Source organism: Flavobacterium humi (genome assembly GCF_004745595.1).
Taxonomy (GTDB): domain Bacteria; phylum Bacteroidota; class Bacteroidia; order Flavobacteriales; family Flavobacteriaceae; genus Flavobacterium; species Flavobacterium humi.
Map to the genome: position 1 here is coordinate 217,095 of NZ_SRLH01000003.1, position 18,021 is coordinate 235,115.

17 protein-coding genes are annotated in these 18,021 nt (G+C 40.9%); 3 read left to right on the forward strand and 14 right to left on the reverse strand.

From position 1 onward, the window contains the following. The first annotated feature begins 148 nt into the window (after nt 1-148). Nucleotides 149-1,144: an NAD(P)H-dependent glycerol-3-phosphate dehydrogenase gene (locus E4635_RS06325; RefSeq protein ID WP_135525785.1), complete on the forward strand. Its 996-nt coding sequence runs from the start codon at nt 149-151 to the stop codon at nt 1,142-1,144. Nucleotides 1,145-1,238: 94 nt separating this feature from the next. Here the strand turns inward: E4635_RS06325 and E4635_RS06330 are convergent, their stop codons facing one another. The 3 genes from E4635_RS06330 to E4635_RS06340 all read right to left on the reverse strand — a co-directional run bounded on the left by E4635_RS06330 (nt 1,239) and on the right by E4635_RS06340 (nt 3,217). Then, nucleotides 1,239-1,646 carry a hypothetical protein gene (locus E4635_RS06330; protein ID WP_135525786.1) on the reverse strand — a complete coding sequence of 136 codons (408 nt, stop codon included), beginning with the start codon at nt 1,644-1,646 and terminating at the stop codon, nt 1,239-1,241. Nucleotides 1,647-1,795: 149 nt separating this feature from the next. After that, on the reverse strand, nt 1,796-2,815 hold the full coding sequence (pheS, locus tag E4635_RS06335) for a phenylalanine--tRNA ligase subunit alpha (protein WP_135525787.1): 1,020 nt from the start codon (nt 2,813-2,815) through the stop codon (nt 1,796-1,798). 45 nt (nt 2,816-2,860) lie between these two features. Continuing rightward, nucleotides 2,861-3,217, reverse strand: coding sequence for a hypothetical protein (locus tag E4635_RS06340; protein ID WP_135525788.1), 357 nt, complete (start codon nt 3,215-3,217; stop codon nt 2,861-2,863). A 149-nt stretch (nt 3,218-3,366) separates the two neighbouring features. On the opposite strand from E4635_RS06340, the gene E4635_RS06345 reads away from it, so the two are divergent. Next, nucleotides 3,367-3,918 carry a CvpA family protein gene (locus E4635_RS06345; protein ID WP_135525789.1) on the forward strand — a complete coding sequence of 184 codons (552 nt, stop codon included), beginning with the start codon at nt 3,367-3,369 and terminating at the stop codon, nt 3,916-3,918. A 7-nt stretch (nt 3,919-3,925) separates the two neighbouring features. On the opposite strand, the gene E4635_RS06350 is transcribed toward E4635_RS06345, so the two are convergent. The 9 genes from E4635_RS06350 to E4635_RS06390 all read right to left on the reverse strand — a co-directional run bounded on the left by E4635_RS06350 (nt 3,926) and on the right by E4635_RS06390 (nt 14,020). Beyond that, on the reverse strand, nt 3,926-4,669 hold the full coding sequence (locus tag E4635_RS06350; RefSeq protein ID WP_135525790.1) for a tetratricopeptide repeat protein: 744 nt from the start codon (nt 4,667-4,669) through the stop codon (nt 3,926-3,928). A gap of 22 nt (nt 4,670-4,691) precedes the next feature. Continuing rightward, entirely contained in the window at nt 4,692-6,473 is a 1,782-nt protein-coding gene (locus E4635_RS06355) for a BatD family protein (RefSeq protein WP_169630212.1), read from the reverse strand. Nucleotides 6,474-6,491: 18 nt separating this feature from the next. Next, the gene (locus E4635_RS06360) at nt 6,492-7,205 is read right to left on the reverse strand and encodes a tetratricopeptide repeat protein (protein ID WP_135525792.1); all 714 of its coding nucleotides are present in this window, start codon (nt 7,203-7,205) and stop codon (nt 6,492-6,494) included. Nucleotides 7,206-7,208: 3 nt separating this feature from the next. Then, on the reverse strand, nt 7,209-8,255 hold the full coding sequence (locus E4635_RS06365; protein WP_135525793.1) for a VWA domain-containing protein: 1,047 nt from the start codon (nt 8,253-8,255) through the stop codon (nt 7,209-7,211). Between the two features lie 6 nt (nt 8,256-8,261). Further along, nucleotides 8,262-9,263: a VWA domain-containing protein gene (locus E4635_RS06370; RefSeq protein WP_135525794.1), complete on the reverse strand. Its 1,002-nt coding sequence runs from the start codon at nt 9,261-9,263 to the stop codon at nt 8,262-8,264. 1 nt (nt 9,264) lies between these two features. Then, nucleotides 9,265-10,857: a hypothetical protein gene (locus tag E4635_RS06375; protein ID WP_135525795.1), complete on the reverse strand. Its 1,593-nt coding sequence runs from the start codon at nt 10,855-10,857 to the stop codon at nt 9,265-9,267. Between the two features lie 28 nt (nt 10,858-10,885). Next, on the reverse strand, nt 10,886-11,752 hold the full coding sequence (locus E4635_RS06380; protein WP_135525796.1) for a DUF58 domain-containing protein: 867 nt from the start codon (nt 11,750-11,752) through the stop codon (nt 10,886-10,888). Between the two features lie 84 nt (nt 11,753-11,836). Further along, on the reverse strand, nt 11,837-12,841 hold the full coding sequence (locus E4635_RS06385) for an AAA family ATPase (protein WP_135525797.1): 1,005 nt from the start codon (nt 12,839-12,841) through the stop codon (nt 11,837-11,839). A 366-nt stretch (nt 12,842-13,207) separates the two neighbouring features. Then, entirely contained in the window at nt 13,208-14,020 is an 813-nt protein-coding gene (locus tag E4635_RS06390) for a DUF4382 domain-containing protein (protein WP_246020711.1), read from the reverse strand. Between the two features lie 71 nt (nt 14,021-14,091). Between E4635_RS06390 and E4635_RS06395 the strand changes: the two genes are divergently transcribed. Then, a complete protein-coding gene (locus E4635_RS06395; RefSeq protein WP_135525798.1) occupies nt 14,092-15,249 on the forward strand; it encodes an ATP-binding protein in 1,158 nt (385 codons plus the stop codon). 20 nt (nt 15,250-15,269) lie between these two features. Here E4635_RS06395 and E4635_RS06400 read toward each other — a convergent pair whose 3' ends face one another. Then, nucleotides 15,270-15,581 carry a hypothetical protein gene (locus tag E4635_RS06400; protein ID WP_135525799.1) on the reverse strand — a complete coding sequence of 104 codons (312 nt, stop codon included), beginning with the start codon at nt 15,579-15,581 and terminating at the stop codon, nt 15,270-15,272. Between the two features lie 495 nt (nt 15,582-16,076). Further along, entirely contained in the window at nt 16,077-18,011 is a 1,935-nt protein-coding gene (locus tag E4635_RS06405; protein WP_135525800.1) for an OmpA family protein, read from the reverse strand. Nucleotides 18,012-18,021: the final 10 nt, after the last annotated feature.

Consider the following 18,021-nt stretch of genomic DNA (forward strand, 5'->3'; position numbering starts at 1 on the left):
AACATTTTTGATTACTTTTGACTAATAATTTATCTGGAAATGGCTTCCACTATTTTCCGGAGCTATTTCCCGCTATCCATTGCAATCTTTTGTTTTGTACCAAAAAACAAAAGGATTTCCATTGCTATCGGGGCTAAAAAATGAAACAATGATTACAAAACCAAAATTTGCAGTAATAGGCGGCGGAAGCTGGGCAACGGCCATCAGCAAAATGCTGTGTGTAAACCTCGGCGAAATAGCGTGGTACATGCGTAACCAGGACGCTGTAAATCATATCAAGGCGCATAAACACAATCCGAATTACCTGAGTTCGGTAGAATTTGACCTGAACAAACTCCGCTTAACAACCGACATCAATGAAGCTGTCGCTTACGCGGATTATATCATATTTGCGATTCCTTCCGCTTTTTTAAGTGCCGAACTGGAAAAAATGACCGAATCGCTGGAAGGCAAAGTGATTTTTTCGGCTATTAAAGGTATTGTCCCGGAAAGCAGCCTTATTGTTGGGGAACATTTCCATAAAATGTATGACATCCCTTATGATAATATCGGGGTTATTACCGGCCCTTGCCACGCAGAAGAAGTAGCGTTGGAACGTTTGTCATACCTGACCATTGCCTGCGGTGATGCCTCCAAAGCCAAAATCGTGGCCAAATGCCTGTCCGGAAACTACATTAAAGCCAAAATCTCGGATGATATTATCGGTACCGAATATGCCGCCATGCTCAAGAACATTTATGCCATTGCTGCAGGAATCGCGCATGGTTTAGGTTATGGAGATAATTTCCAGTCCGTATTGATGAGCAATGGAATCCGGGAAATGAAAAAATTCATCCGAAAAGTGCATAAAATGAAACGGAACATCAACAACTCAGCGTATTTGGGCGATTTGCTGGTCACCGGATATTCCGTCTTTTCACGCAACAGGATGTTTGGGAACATGATCGGTAAAGGTTATACGGTAAAATCAGCGCAAATGGAAATGAGTATGGTCGCCGAAGGGTATTATGCCACAAAAAGCGCCTACAAGCTCAACCAGGAATATGGCGCCAAAACGCCTATCATCAATGCAGTGTATGCTATTTTATACGAAGGGAAAGAAGCCAAGGAAGTCTTCCGTAAACTGACTGAGAAGCTGGATTGATGATTTAGATAAAAGAAGAAAGAGCCAAGAAACAAGACTTATACGATTGTCTTTTTTCTTGGCTCTTGATTCTTGTCTCTTGATTCTTGTCTGTCTACCGCACAATAACCCCGTCCACAAACAGGATCGGTACTTCTTCCACAGCTTGTTCGCTGATGCTGCCTTTGACAAACGTAAATTTCTTGTCGTATAAAGTGTTCCCGATAAAATAGGTCACCATAAACTCATTGTTGAGTTCCAGGACGCTTTTTTCGATCATTTCGACCTTGACGACGGTAACAGGTACTATTTGCGCAAAAGCATGGCGCAGGAGCGACGTTTTCTTCATTTCGCCATCAATGGTGCCAAACGCTTTGGAAACGACCATTACACTGTCTAAAATGAAGTCACTGTCATTAACCAGGTAAACATTCCAGACTTTATCCATAAAGTCATCGTTCCATTCCTGCACAGCGGCCAGGAATACGTTTTCCACTTGAGGGATGATAATATCTTTTTTCATATAACGGTCAGGCCACACATGACGGTCTTTTGTTTATTTGATTGTTGAAATACTGCAGGCATTTATAGCCCTGATGGAAACGGCATCCTTTTTCTGGCTTCTTTAGCCAGGAAAAGATAGAGTGTACAGCAGGAAATAGCTCCTAAAAACTAGATGCTCGATTTGAACTGTTCCAGGAAACGCACGTCATTTTCGTAGAACATGCGGATATCCCCAATTTGGTACAATAGCATGGCCATACGCTCGATTCCCATTCCAAAGGCGAAACCGTTGTATTCTTCCGGGTTGATATCACAGTTTTTCAAAACGTTAGGATCGACCATACCGCAACCCATGATCTCCAGCCAGCCGGTTCCTTTGGTGATACGGTAATCGGTTTCGGTTTTTAAGCCCCAATAGATATCGACTTCGGCACTTGGTTCTGTAAAAGGGAAATAGGACGGACGCAGGCGGATCTTGGATTTCCCGAACATCTCTTTGGTAAAATACAGCAGGGTTTGCTTCAAATCGGCGAAGGAAACATCCTTGTCAATGTAGAGGCCTTCCACCTGATGGAAAATACAGTGGGAGCGCGAAGAAACCGCTTCGTTCCTAAAAACCCTTCCCGGTGAAATGGTACGGATGGGCGGTTTGTTGTTTTCCATGTAACGCACCTGAACCGAAGAAGTGTGCGTGCGCAACAGGATATCCGGATTGGTCTGGATGAAAAAAGTATCCTGCATGTCCCTTGCCGGATGGTATTCCGGTAAGTTCAGCGCGGTAAAATTATGCCAATCGTCTTCAATTTCCGGCCCTTCGGAAACATTGAACCCTATATTCGAGAAAATATCGATTACTTGGTTTTTTACCAAGGAAATCGGATGGCGCGAACCGATCTTGAAAGGCTCGGCAGGACGGGACAAGTCACCGTAGATGCCTTTTACCTCTTCTTTGCTTTCCAGTTCGTCCTGGATGGCCTTGACTTTCTCTTCCGCAATGGTTTTCAACAAGTTGATTACCTGCCCGAACTCTTTTTTCTGATCGTTGGGCACGTTTTTGAATTCGGCAAAGATATCCTTAACCAAACCCTTGCTTCCCAGGAATTTGATACGGAATTCTTCCAGTTTTTCTTTATTCTGAGTCGTAAAAGCCTTCGCTTCTTCTATATATTCTTTAATCTTGTCAGTCATCATGGGTACTATAAAGGTACAAATTTACGGAAAAGTTGGAAGATTTTAGCCAATCAGCTTTTTTTCCAGAAAATAGTTCACAATCGCTTCTTTCATCAGCACTGATTGCTCTCCTGCTTTCAGCGGCGGTAGTTCTTCCCGGACTTTGTAATGTGGCCAGCCGTCGTTGTCAAAAAACTCGAATTCGTAATAACCATAAGGCTCGAGCAGCCTGCAAATGGCGATATGCATAAGGTTTAGTTTTTCATCTTTTTTATATTTCTGATGGAATTTCCCCAGTTCCTGCACTCCGATCAAATAAATGATCGCATCCAAATCCAGGTCTTCCCCTTGCGAGAATTGATCGGAAAGTATCGTGACAAGCTGTTCCCAGCGTTCTTTAAGTTGTATATCTCTTGACATTTTTTATAGGTTTAAAGGAAAAAAGTGGAGAAAAGGAAACATTTGATTCCTTTGGCAATCAACAATCCACTAATTTATGCAAAGATAGAATTGTAAACGAAAATTTAAAGATTCTTTTATCTTTGTTCTTTACTCTATTTTCTTATGTTATGGAATTTATTGATTTTGTTTTAGGCACGTTATTGGCTTTCGGATGTTATAAAGGACTTAAAAATGGCTTGTTTGTGGAATTGGCGTCTTTGGTTTCATTTATCGCCGGCATTTATTTCGCTATTAAATTCTCCTATATTGCCAGTGATTTTTTAGCAAAGAATGTTCATTGGTCTCCTAAAACTGTCCAGGTTACGGCTTTTATCCTTACATTATTGTTGGTTGTCATTGCCATACACCTGCTGGCCAAGGTTTTTACAGGAATAGCCAGTTTTGCTTTCCTGGGTTGGGCAAATGCATTGGCCGGTAGTTTTTTCGGGCTTCTTAAAACCGCTTTATTTATAGGGATTATGTTGAGTTTGTTCCAAAAAGTAAACGTAAACAATATGATTTTGTCCAAAGAAACGCAGGAAAATGCCATTCTTTTCAACCCTTGCATCAAAACCTCAGAATTCCTGTTGCCCGTTTTGACAGATTGGTTTGAAGACTTGAAAGCCAAAGCCATTGCTGATGAAACTTCCGAAAATGAAGCCTCTGAAAAAAACGACTAATTATTCTTTATTTCAATTCCTTGATGGCGCTTTTCTCAATCCAGCCTTCTTTTTGGTCCAATAACCGGATTTTTTTGTAATTGTTCAAACTTTCCAACACATATACCTTGGTTCCTGCGTGCAGGGCAAAAGCTTCCGGTGCGGCAGAATTGGGTTCGCTTTTAACCGAGGCCACTTCTGCGAAAACAACAGCCGGGCGGTCATTTTCGTGATGGTTCTTTTGGAGGAAACCCGCAAAAACACTAACAATCGCAAACAGCAACACGAAAAGCATACTGGTAAAAAATATTCTTTTCAAACCGGTTTTACTGGAAAAATAATACCCGACAAAACACAACAGGAACAAGACCGATAAGGCAACCGCTACCCAGGCCCAGGTATCGTAATGGAATCCGGATGTGAAGTCCTGTATGATTTTGGCAAAACCAACCGTTGGCACTTCCGTAATGTCATCGATGGCCATTTTTTGGGCAAAGGCCAGGTTGTTCTGTATTTCCGAATCGTTTGGATTGAGCAGCAATGCTTTTTCAAAATTGAAAACCGAAGGGGCTACTTTATGCATCTTATAATAGCAATTCCCTAAATTAAAGTACAATTCCGCAGACTGCTGCCCTGATTTGATAATGGTTTCATAGGATTCGGCCGCTTTTTCATATTGCCCTTTCTGATAGAGATCATTCCCTTTTTCAAAGGCGGATTGTGCCCAGAAAACCTGGGTCGACAATAAAAATATATAAAGGATGTTTTTCATTTTAGGTAAAAATTATCAGTCGCTAGATTTGTTTTTCCAATTCGGAAATAATCGTAACCGCCAAATCGTAATCATTCTGGATACTGGTACTTGTGGAAGGAGCGTAACGGGCAAACTCACAGCTTTCCGTCAAGGCGATAAATTGGCTCACTGTTTCCGGGTTTGCGTTTTTAGCCAACAGGTATTCCCTGATTTTGTCCTTACTCATTTCCGATGTTTCAATATGCAACTTGGCTTTTAGGAAATTATGCAGCGCCTTTTCCAGGGCAATGTAAAACGGCTCTTTGTTGTTGAGCTGTTTTTGTGCCTCCGATAAATATTTCTTGGCCAATTTATTCGACAATTTAATCCTGTTCCCAACCACATCGCCATCAATTGCTTCTTTTTTCTTGCGGATCGCCATAATGACCGGAATCAGCAAAAACGGAAGGAAAAGCAAACTATAAAACAACCCCGAGCCCAGGAAATCGGTTTGATTGATATCAGCCAAAACCGTTTTAAGCTTTATGAATCCGAAGGTCGCGTTGGAAGCCACTTTGGTTTTATCCGGATTATTCCCAGGCGTAGCATTGTTATTGGCAGCGATTGGACCGTCCAGGACTTCTATGGTAATCTCTTTGGAAGAAATCGTTTTGTATGTTTTGGTCGTTAAATCGAAATACGAAAAAACCAATGGCTGTATCGGGTAATTCCCTTTAAACTGCGGGATAACCGTGTAAGTGTCCGAAATATTCCCGGTCATTCCCGATAATGGTGTCTCCACACTTTCTTTATGAACGGGATCATACATTTCCAGCGAGCTTGGCAATACCGGTTTTGGCAACGTGAATAATTTCAGGTTTCCTTTTCCGGACACCACGACTTTTAAATCGAGTGATTCCCCATTTTTGAGTTTGGTTTTCGAGGGAACGACATTAAAATTGAAACTGCCCACTGCTCCGGTAAAATCCTCCGGTTTCCCGGCTTCCGGCAAAGGTTTTACGTTGATGATTTTGGCTCCGGCCGAAACCCTTTTATTGGCAACGGTCATTAACGGCCTGCCGAAGAAATCGACTTTATTGGAAGGAACTTCGACTTCCACATCGAGGGTAAGGGGTTCGATTTCGAGCTTTCCGGATTTCTGCGGATATAAAACTGTTTTCCGTAAAACGGCAAAACGGTAATCTTCTCCTTGGTATTTGCCCTGTTGCACCTGCAATTGCTTTACGTCTATATTCTGGCTCCAGAAATTAGAATATTTCGGGCTTTCTACCTCACGCCAGCCGCCCACTGCCGAACGGTTGCTTACGTAAATTTTATACACGACCGTAATAGGTTCGTTCAGGTAAGGGTTCGAATTCGAGATTTCAGCCACCAGGTGCACTCCGTCTTTCCCTGCATATGTTGGTTGCTGCTGCTGGTTGTTGTAAGGATTGCCGTAAGGATCCCTTTCTTCTGCAACGGCATTTCCCACGGTAATTTTTATGGGAGATGTTTTATAGGTTTGCCCATTGATTTCAATAGACGATTGTTTAATGAGAATTACTCCTTTTTTTAGGGGCATCAGGACATAACTGTAGGTTTTGTTGAAGGATTTCCTTCCATTGACCCATAGGTAATTTACAGATTGCCCGGGGCCGCCCACTACTTTGAAACCTTCAAAAGAAGGAGGGTTGAAGTTATCCCCGTCTTCATTCATGATAAAATCAATGCGTAGGCGTTCGTTGATCCCTAAAGCGGTTTTACTCACTTTGGCTTCAAATTCCACCTGTGCAAATAGTGACAGATTTGCTATTAATGCTACTATTAAAAGTATTTTCTTCATTTTATAATCCTGCATTTATTACCAGTCCTTTTCGTTGTCAACCGGTTTTCCTTTTACTTTTTTACCATTTACCTTATCCTGGATTTTCTTTTCCTCATTGTTTACGGCATCGAGTAATGTTTTCATTCTTTCCTGTGACGCTCCGCCTTGTTTGGGCTGTGGCTTAGGGTTTTGCTGGTCTTCTTTCGGTTTCCCTTTGTCTTTTTTGTCGTCACCTTCTTTTTTATCGTCCTTTTTGTCTTCTTTTTTATCCTTGTCTTTGTTTTTATCCTTCTTGTCGTCTTTTTTCTTGTCGTCTTTTGGAGGATTTTCTTTGAGTTTCTTTTTGGCTAAAGCATAATTATAGCGCGTCTGCTCATCGGTAGGATCATTTCGAAGGGCGTTTTTATAGGCTTCGACAGCCTTTCCGTATTCTTTTTCATTCATGAACACATTCCCGATATTATGGAATGCCGCATGCTTTTGTTTTTTGCCTTTGGCGGTTTCAATAGCTTTTGCATACGCATATTTGGCTTCACTGGACTGGTTTTGCTTATAAATGGCATTCCCTAAATTATAGGCAGCTGCCGGCCTTTTGGCATTATTTGCTTTGGAAATCCTGTAATTCGCTTCCGCTTCAGCGTACTGTTTTTTAGCGTATTCTTCATTTCCCTGCGGCAGGTCAAAATCTTTTTTTTGAGAAAATGCTGCTGCAGAAATCAATAAAGCCAATAGCAATATGGTCTTTTTCATATCTTATTTTTGCTTTTTCTCGTTAAACAAATTCAATTTTTGTACCCATTTCGTTTTTCTTTCCAATAAAAAGAGATCCAGCAGTATTACAAAGAAACCAATTCCTAAAAACCATTGGAATTGCGATTGGAAGTTAGCCATTTCTGTGGCTTCAAATTCCGTTTTTTGAATATTATTAAGTGATTTTTTGATAAAACTAACCACTTCTTTGGTATTATTGCCGTTGATGTAACCTCCTTTGGCCGCTTTGGCGATGGCTTCCAGGGCTTCGGGGCGCAATTTGGTCACAACCACTTCGCCGGTGCTTTTATCGCGGTGGAAACTCTCTATAACGCCGTTTTTCTTGTTTGGAATAGGCCCACCGGCTGTTGTCCCGATACCGATCGTGATGATCTTCATTCCTATTTTACGGGCTTCTTCTGCAGCATTTTCGGCACCTTCCGAGTGGTCTTCCCCATCGGAAATCATAATCATCAGTTTGCTGGTGTTCGGGCTTCCTTCAAAATATTTCCCCGATAATTTTATGGCTTCATCCAGGTTGCTCCCTTGCGAGGAAACCATTCCCGTATTCATGCTTTGCAGGAACATTTTGGCCACATTGTAATCGGTTGTGATGGGCAAAACAGGAAATGCGCTCCCGGCATAGGCGATGATCCCTATCCTGTCGCTGCCTAAGTTATTGATAATCTGGGACACGACTTGTTTGCTTTTTTCCAGTCGGTTGGGCGCGATATCTTCTGCCAGCATACTTTTGGAGACATCAATGGCAAAAACAATATCGATTCCTTCTCTTTTTACTTTTTCTACCTTGGTCCCGATTTTCGGATTGACTAAACCGATGATCATCATGGACAATCCAAACAGCAAAAGCCCAAATTTTAAGGCCGGTTTGAAGTTTGATTTCTCCGGGCTTAACTTTTTGACCAGTTCCAAATCCCCGAACTCGCGCTGTTTTTTCCTTTTCCAGAATTCGATATACAGGAAAAGCACCGCCAGGGTAGGCAGCAGTAACAATAAATACAAATATTTTGATTCGTCTAACTCGTACATTTTCTCTTAAATAAAACTTCTAAAAATGGTATTCCTCAAAACAATCTCGATTAGCAGCAATATTCCTGCAAGCCAGACCAAAGGCCTGAACTTTTCATCGTAATTGACATATTTCAACTCTTCCACTTTTGTTTTTTCCAATTTATTGATTTCGTTATAAATACTTTCCAAGCCTGAATTATCCTGGGCCCTAAAATATTTCCCTCCTGTTTTTTTCGCAATCTGCTTCATCAGCTCCTGATCGATTTCCACCGGCATCATTCGGTACAAAAACCCGCCGTTTGGCGCTTGTGCATAAGGAAAAAGGGCATTTCCGTTTGTCCCTATTCCGATCGTATATACTTTGATGCCATATTCGGCGGCAATTTCCGATGCCATAATCGGTTCCAGGAAACCGGCATTGTTCACACCATCGGTCATCAGGATGATTATTTTACTCTTTGCCTTGCTGTCTTTCAAACGGTTAACCGCTGTGGCGAGCCCCATCCCAATTCCGGTCCCGTCTTGCAGTACATTATCGTATCTGATGCTTTTTATAGCTTCCAACACCACCGCTTTGTCACTGGTCACGGGTGTTTTGGTATAGGCTTCGGCGGCATACACCACTACACCGATCCTATCGTTGACGCGGGCTTCGACAAAATCAGAAGCCACTCTTTTCAAGGCTTCCATCCTGTTAGGTTTTAAATCTTTGGCCATCATACTGCCGGAAACGTCTGAAGCAATTACGATATCAATCCCGTTTGTCGAACTTGTCTTGTTGCTTACATCAACAGTCCTCGGCCTTGCCATAGCCACGATTAACGCGCCCAAAGCCAATAATCGTAAACCAAACAGCAACGGTTTGAGTTTCGGCAGGATAGATTGTGATGTTTTAAACCCTTGCAGCGAACTTATCTTCAAGGTCGGTTTTTCTTCTTTTCTTTTGAAAAAATACCAGGCAACCGCAAATGGCAGCAGCAAAAACAACCAAAAAAGCTCCGGATTTAAAAAAGTGATATTGGTCATTTTAATTCGTAATTTGTAATTCGACTGAATTTAACATGCGTTCGGATATTTTCTGTGCATTTTCATCGCCTTCCCTATGCATGACCATGATTTGCTGCAACCCGCCCGATTGGCTGAACAGCAAGATCTCGTAATACATTTTTTGCTTTTCAAAAGTAAGGGTTCCGTACCCTTTGACTCCTTTAATTCCCTTCTCTGTATTGAATTCTTCCTGCTTGGCCAAGATATTCTGGCAACCTTGCGATTCCAATGTCTGGATGGTTCCGTTTAAGGCCTGTGTCAGATCGGCATCCGTTTCTTTTTTAAACTGGATCGTAGAAACGACGATATTAAATCGCTCTATTAAACTTCCGTAACCAAACATTTGCATGTCTTTGATTAAGGCCATGGCATCTTTTGGTGCTGTTTTTTTGGCATCAAGCCTTTTGAGGACTTCCGGAGTTTCAATAGTGACTGACGGATTTCCGTAATCGCTGCGTATCCATTGCCCGTTTAAGAGTTCTTTTGTGGAATGCCCTACAAAACCGTTTTTAACATAATCTACTCCTTTGGTGGCCACAATGAAACCCAGGAGAAGCACTATAGAACCTAAAACAATCCCACCGATAGCCAGTTTTTTATTCCGCTTTTCCTTTTTAAGTTTGATTTCCTGCTGCAGCAATTCCCATTTCTTGCTGGTTTCATCGATTACTACCGGAATCGATTTGTCGAGTACCGAAATGGTATTTTCGATTTTCCTGCGGTCTTCTTCAATCTCGAAATCCAGTGGTTTGGATTTTGCGAATTTTACAAGGTCCGCTTGTTTTAATACTTTTTCCAAACCTTCCAGCGTTTCTTTGGAAAGTTTCATTTTCTTTTTGGCAGAAGCCGCCCGAAGGGCTACAATCAGTTCCGAAGTCGTACTTTCTTTGGCCGGGACTTCGATAGCTTCTTCAATGTAATCTCTTGTAATATCGGTCAGTTCCGAATAATATTCCTTGACTTCCCCTTTTTGCAGCAATTCCTTTTTCTCCAATAGTTGAAGTAAACTGGTTGCTTTTTCAATCGGTGAATTGTATACGATTGCTTTTTCCGGTTCTTTTCTGTATTTTTTCCATAGGAAATACGCCAGGAAGCCAAGTCCGATAAGCCCTAAAAGCCCCAAAAGGTATTTCCACCAGTCGCCCATAGGTTTCCTCACCTGGATGATGGGTTTGATGTCGTACATTTTTTGCTTTAACGTATCTACTTTTACATTGGAAACCTCAACGGCAATACTATCCGAAAACACGGGTATCCTGTCTATCAGGACCGGGATTCTCGGAATAACGTACTTTCCGGAATCAAATTGGGTCAATCCGTATTTCTTGATCAGTTCATAACGCGAATTTTCTTTGACGGTATCCACAGGATACGATTCGATCACTTCAAGACTGCCGAAATTTTTAGCATTTGGGAAAAGCACTTTGGAGGACGCGTTTACCTTTGCCTTGAGTGTCAGGGTAAATTGTGCGCCTATTTTATTTTTTGTAGTATCTACAGAGGTTTCCAATGGCTTTGTTTGCGCCAGGCCAGCAGAAGCAATCAGCAACAGGAAATAAAACTTTAAATTCATTTGATTGTAACTCTTTTTTCTTAAATCATTATCTTGATTTAAAATAACCCAATAATTTTTTGACATAGCTTTCATCAACCCTTGTACTTACGGTACCTGAGCCGCATTTGGAAAAAATATCCTTAAAATAATCCACTTTGCTGCTGTAATATTTCTCATAAGCCAAGCGGACACTTTTCGAATTGGTATTCACCCATTGCGTTTCTCCTGTTTCGGCATCCTGCATGGGAACCAGCCCTACATTTGGCATTTTTTCTTCCCTCGCATCATAGACACGCACTCCGGTAATATCGTGTTTTTTTCCGGCTATTTTTAAGGTTTTTTCATAATCGTCGTCTGCAATGAAATCAGAGATCATGAATACGATCGCTTTTTTCTTTTGTGTCCCCGATAAAAATTTTAAAGCTTGTGAGATATTGGTTTTATTGCTTTTGGGTGAAAATTCGATCAACTCCCTGATAATCCTCAACACGTGCGATTTCCCTTTTTTCGGTGGAATGTATAATTCTATTTCATCTGAAAATAAAATCAATCCGATCTTGTCGTTGTTCTGTGTTGCCGAAAAAGCCATTGTTGCTGCAATTTCGGTAACAATTTCGCTTTTGGTCTGGCTTTTGGTCCCGAAACTTTCCGAACCGGAAATATCGACCATGAGCATCATCGTCAATTCCCGTTCCTCTTCGAACACCTTGATATAAGGCTCGTTATAGCGTGCCGTCACATTCCAGTCGATAGCCCGGACATCGTCTCCGTACTGGTATTGGCGGACTTCGGAAAATGTCATCCCGCGGCCTTTGAAAGACGTGTGGTATTCCCCCGAGAAAATATGATCGCTCAATCTTCGGGTCTTGATTTCTATTTTTCGGACTTTTTTAAGTAATTCCTTGGTATCCATGACTTTAGTTTTCAGTCGCAGTTTTCAGTCGCAGTAAAAGAGTATGGCTCTGTAAACTCTGACTACAAACCGTAAACTAAATTTTTAAGGTACTTCTATTTCGTTTACAATCTTGTTGATGATTTCAACCGAAGTGATATTTTCGGCTTCGGCTTCGTAAGTGATCCCGATACGGTGGCGCAGCACGTCGTGTACTACCGCACGTACATCTTCCGGGATTACGTAACCGCGGCGTTTGATGAAAGCGTAACATTTTGCGGCATTTGCCAGGTTGATGCTTCCACGTGGTGAAGCCCCGAAACTGATAAGTGGCTTAAGGTTTTCCAGTTTGTATTTTTCAGGGTAACGGGTTGCGAAAATAATATCCAAAATATATTTTTCGATTTTTTCATCCATGTAAACCTCACGTACAGACTGTTGTGCCCGTAGGATCTGGTCAATGGAAACCACTGCGTTCACTTTTTCGAATCCTCCGTTAAGGTTCTGGCGGACGATAGTTCTTTCATCCTCCATTTTAGGGTAATCGATAACGGTTTTCAGCATGAAACGGTCAACCTGTGCTTCCGGAAGCGGGTAAGTACCTTCTTGTTCCACCGGGTTTTGAGTAGCTAATACCAGGAACGGCTTATCAAGCTTGAAAGAAGTATCGCCAATGGTCACTTGTTTCTCCTGCATGGCTTCCAAAAGTGCCGATTGTACTTTGGCAGGTGCACGGTTTATCTCATCGGCAAGGACGAAATTTGCAAAAACAGGCCCTTTTTTGATAGAAAATTCATTTTGTTTGATATTATAGATCATGGTTCCGACTACATCGGCAGGCAACAGGTCCGGAGTAAACTGGATACGGCTAAAACTTCCGTGAACCGCCTGGGCCAAAGTATTTATCGCCAGGGTTTTTGCCAGTCCCGGAACTCCTTCGAGTAAGATATGCCCTTGCCCCAAAAGCCCGATCAGCAATCGTTCGATCATGTGTTTCTGCCCCACAATCACTTTGTTCATTTCCATTGTGAGAAGATCGATAAAAGCGCTTTCCCTTTCAATTTTCTCATTAATTGCCCTAATATCTAAAGTCGTTGTATTTTCTTCCATTATTCTTTTTTTAAAGCCGTGAAATTAACATCTTAATTAATATGACGCAAATTGAAAATTAAATTAGTTTATCGATGTTAATAATGCGTTAAAAATTCTCGTAATGCATTATTTTTAAGGATAGTTTGTGAAATCGTTTTGCTATTTTTAAGAACTCATAATCCTTTTGTTTTAATCCCTGAATTTCAAGGCTTGGGCAACGGTCTCCTGAATTTAGCAATTTAGGATAAAACAGGTTTCGAAAAGGGCTGGAATTGTTTCTGACGAATCTTTGGAGTATTTTTTCTTTGATTATAGTATAAAAAAAATACCAACCAAATCGAAAATCTTCATTGGTTGGTAAAGTGGAATATAACTAACTTCAAATTATTCAATAGTATGGCTGCCGATATCTGTGGCCTGCCCGTTAACGACGACGACATTTTCTACAGTAACCATGGGTAATTCCGAGGCTATATCCGGAGTAAGCGTCACGGTATATGTCCCGGCCGGGATCGCGTTTAATTGGAATTTGCCTTCGGCATTGGCATAAGCCGAAACGACAGTTCCGTTTACATCAACAGAAGCCAGGACCTGGAGATTTGCAGGAACCGTAACGACCGTTCCTTTTATAGATCCGGTATTTGCGGTTGTTACCACTCTGATAACCGGATTTAAATTATAATTGCCCGATCCGCCTGCCTGGACGACAATTGATTTTTCAACATCAAAATCCAACATAAAATCATACGCTGTATCTGGCTGCAATGTTGTATTCACCGCTATTTTCAGTCCTGATTGTTGTGCGCTCGGCGTATTCAGCGGATATGTTATCCCATCTTTGACAACTGTATTATCAGTACCAAGCAACAATCGGATTTGCCCTAAATTCCCGGAAGGTATTATGGCATTGTCTGCCAGTACAACATTTAAACCGCCTGTTAACTCCAGTAAATTGTAAACGTGTGGTGCTGCTGTCCCTATACTTATCCAACCGTTATCGCCTGTGTCAGAGTTATTTTTAACCATTACATCTAAAACCTCTATATTAACTTCATCAAAATCACCTGGTGAATCCGCTAACTTTACTGTTAGAGTTGATGTTTTTTCAGTGTCATTACTATCATTACAACTCACAAAAAATAACGTTGTAAAAATCATTACCAATAAGCTCAACAATTTCATCCTATCTGTTTTCATATCTGGGGAGATTAAAATTAGTGATATAGTAACGCTAAAAAATGTAAATTAGTGTCCTAATTGCATGTATTATGATTAATAAACGGCTGCTTATAAAGAACTTATTGGCTCATAATGACGAGAACAGTTTTTATGATAAAAAGCGCCAGCTGAATTTGCATACCCGGGAAGGAAAAGGGAAATTCCTCAAGCATATCTGTGCCTTGTCGAATTCGAACCCGACCAACAATTCCTATATCGTTGTAGGTGTTGAAGACCAGGAAAATGAAATCGTAGGAGATGATTTTTTCGATGACAGCCGGATCCAGAACCTGGTGAACGCTTTCTTGGAAAACCCGCCCAAAATACAATATGAAAATGTTCCGTTCCCACAACTTCCCAAAGACAAAGTGGTTGGGTTGGTAACGATAAAACCCAATAATAAAGTTTCTTTTTTCAAGAAAGGAATCCATACCATTTTAGCCAATTCGGCCTTTGTCCGTGTGGGGAGCAACAGTATTCCTACGGAAGAAAAGATCCCTTTTTCCAAACAAAATATCGAAACGGTGATCAGTATCGAGAACAATTCGCGCAACAGCATCGCCCATACCCTTGAAGGTGTCCTGGATTTTGTCAATTTGCGGCACAGGGACATGTATACCAATTATAAGGTTTTTAAGGAATTGTTTGTGGTATGCTGGTCCGGAAATAAGAAGAAAATCAGGGAAAATACTTATTTTACAAGGGTTGACATAGAGCTGATCAACGAACAGATCAAACTTTTTTATTCTGCCCAGGACGATGTTTCCATTGCGTATGACGACAATTCGTTTATCATTACCGAATACATCCCGTTAGGGCTGAACGATAAAACGAGTTATTATCCCCTGGAAAAGGTAAGCATCACTTTTTTTGACAACGGTTATTATAAAATAGAATCCAAAATGCTGTTCGAGCCTCCGGAATTCAATAAAAAAATACTGTTCCACATTTACAATTCCAACAAATCCCTTTTGTCTAAGATGGAAAAAGAAATGCAGCTCACCAATGCCGAACTGAAAGATCTTGAAAACCTCCCTTCTACATTAATGATCTGCTATCTTAATGGTTTTAGTGATGCAAAGCAGAAACTGGTCGATGCCAAAAATTTTTTAAAACCGTATCCGAAAGTATACGCTAGTTTTAAGGAAGCATTGCGCGTTTTAAGAAAAATGAAATATAACGAGCAGAATTCTACTGATAATAACTGATATCAGGTAAAAAAAATAAATCATAAAAAGACGCTTATAATAGGTTTGTTCATGGTTTTCAACGTATGGAAAATCATCAATCCCCATAAGGCAAAAATCCCCATAAAATTAAAGAAGATGGAAACGCCCATTTTTTTGCCGTTTATGGTATAATACCCTTCTTTAAATGACAACAAAATAGAATCATAATTAGGTTCTTTAATCAATTCGAGCATATAAACCGTAGCAATTAATATGTTAACTATTAATATTACGAATATCGCCAAAGCCAAAGTGGTAATTAATAAATTATACTTTGCCTGTTTTTCTAATTTTTGTATTTCCCGTATCATAAATCCAAATTATTTACAAAAACTATCCTTTACGTGGTAACTATCCGGTCATCTATAAAGGTAATTTTTTGGTTAAACTATACCTCATTCAATCATTTTAAATCCAATTACAATTGCAGGTATCAGTCCTACATAACAACAGGGTAGTTTTTCTTTGAGCGGGCATTGTCACGGCCTGTCCGATTCCTGGAAAGCTGTTGGCTGAATGCCTGTAAAGACAATGGCTTATTGGGGAAAACCATAGTTGCCGGAATTCCGGCATGTGTTTAAGATCAAGGCGAAACCATCAATCTTAATGGTGTGGTAAACGAAGTTGTTATATAAAAAACAGTAAGAACGAATAGGTTTTTAAGCTTGTGTTTCCCAACAAAGTTATTGTCTTTTGTAAAAATTTCGTTACGGTTTTTCCTCATCATTTGTTATATTTTAAAAGAAAGCAGTTAAACCAAACTAAAAACTACTTTGGTTTAACTGCAAGACTAAAAAAAACAAATACTACTCTTCTATGATTATGAAATCGGAACGCCGGTTCAAAAGATGTTCCTCATCGCTGCATTTTACGCCGTTGCTGCACCTGTTTCGCAAGCGTTTTTCGCCATAACCGATGGCACTTTCAATACGGCCCGGGTCTATTCCTTTGGACAGTATGTATTCCTGTGTGGCTTTTGCTCTTTTATCCGAAAGCATCATATTGTAAAGGTCTTTCCCTCTGGAATCGGTATGGGATTCGATTTTGATCTTGACTTTCGGGAAAGTATTCATCACATATACGACTTTGTCTAGTTCTATGACGGCTTGTGGTGTAATGCCCCATTTGTCATATTCAAAAAAGATAGGATTGATGTCCACTTTCTTCTTATTGTCTTCAATGACCACAAAATCATCCAGGTTGGCCAGTTCGAAATTGACATCTTTTATTTGGTCCTGGTTCTTCAAACCGGTTATGACTTCTTTCTCCTGTGGGACGAATTTGGTTTTGGAAGCCTGCAGGCGATACGATCCGCCGCATGGGATTGTTACCTGATACTCTCCGTTGGGAAGTGTTGTAACTTCTGTTTTATAATCTCCGAAAGAATCGAAAACCTTAACAATCGCTCCATCCAGGCTCAGTTTTGATTTAGCATTGATGACTTTTCCGGACACGATCTGGTCACACGGCGCTTTGGCCTTGGTAAAATAATAAATGTCGTCATCGCCTTTGCCTGTATCCCTGTTGGAGGAAAAGTATCCAAATTTTAATTCCGGGTCAATGATAAAAGAAAAATCATCTTTATTGCTGTTTATGGGTTCTCCGAGGTTTTTAGGTTCTGAAAAAAACAATTTTCCCGATTGCTTGCTTTCAAAAACATCCAAACCGCCGTAACCGTAATGCCCATCGGAAGAAAAATAAAGTGTATTGTTTATGTAAAACGGAAACATTTCCCTTCCTGCCGTATTTATCGTCGGTCCGAGGTTGAGCGGGCTGTTTAGTTTCCCATCCGAAAAAACCTCAGCAACATAAATATCGGTTTCCCCGTATCCGCCGGGCATGTCGGAAACAAAAAACAACCACTTCCCGTCCGGGCTCAGGGCTGGGTGCCCAACACTGAAATCCAGGCTGTTGAAAAACATCTTTTCCGGTTCCGAAGCTTTTCCGTCTGTTATAGTGGCCCGTAAGATCTGAAAATTATTCACCCCTTCCTTATCATTAAGCAACCGGCTTTTCTTGAGGGTATTGGTGGTGTAATAAATCGTTTTCAGGTCTGGGGTAAAAGTAACCGTAGCATCATGGTATTTAGACCGTATGTTTTCCAGGAAAGGGAGCTCGTTAAATAACTCTCCTGTAGAAATGTTCCTGTCGGCGACATAGAGTTCCAGAAACGGCTGTTGGTTCCAGGAATATAATTTTTCATGGAATTTGGTCGTATCCTTTGCAGAAGAATATACCAGTTGGTTCCCGTAAAAAGCAGGGCCGAAATCGGATTTCGAACTATTGATGGCTACCGGTTTGATCGTAAACAACGAAGGTCGCGAAGCCAAACTATCGTTGTATTTTTTCTGAGCCATAAAATGACTGGCCTGTTTGTCGTCCCTTTTTTTGAGGAGCTCGTTTTTGGTTATTTCATCCGCTTTATCATAGTCCCGGACACCCCGAAGGGATTGTGTATACCGGATCAGGTACTGGTCGGAAAGCGTTTGCCCCTGGAGTTCGTATAGTTTCCGGTACCAGGTTAAAGCTTCTCTTGGCTTGTCCAGGAAATAATAGGTGTCGGCGATATGCGTCACCGCTTCGATAGAAGGATTGGATTCTTTCTCCAGGTACTCTTCGTATGTTTGGGCAGCTTCAACGTATTTCAGTTCCTTAAATAACTTATCGGCTTTTTTTAGTTTTGACTGGGCCAACGAAATGGTCAGGCAGAACAGCAGGCAGAAGGTAATTATTTTCTTCATATACATTTGT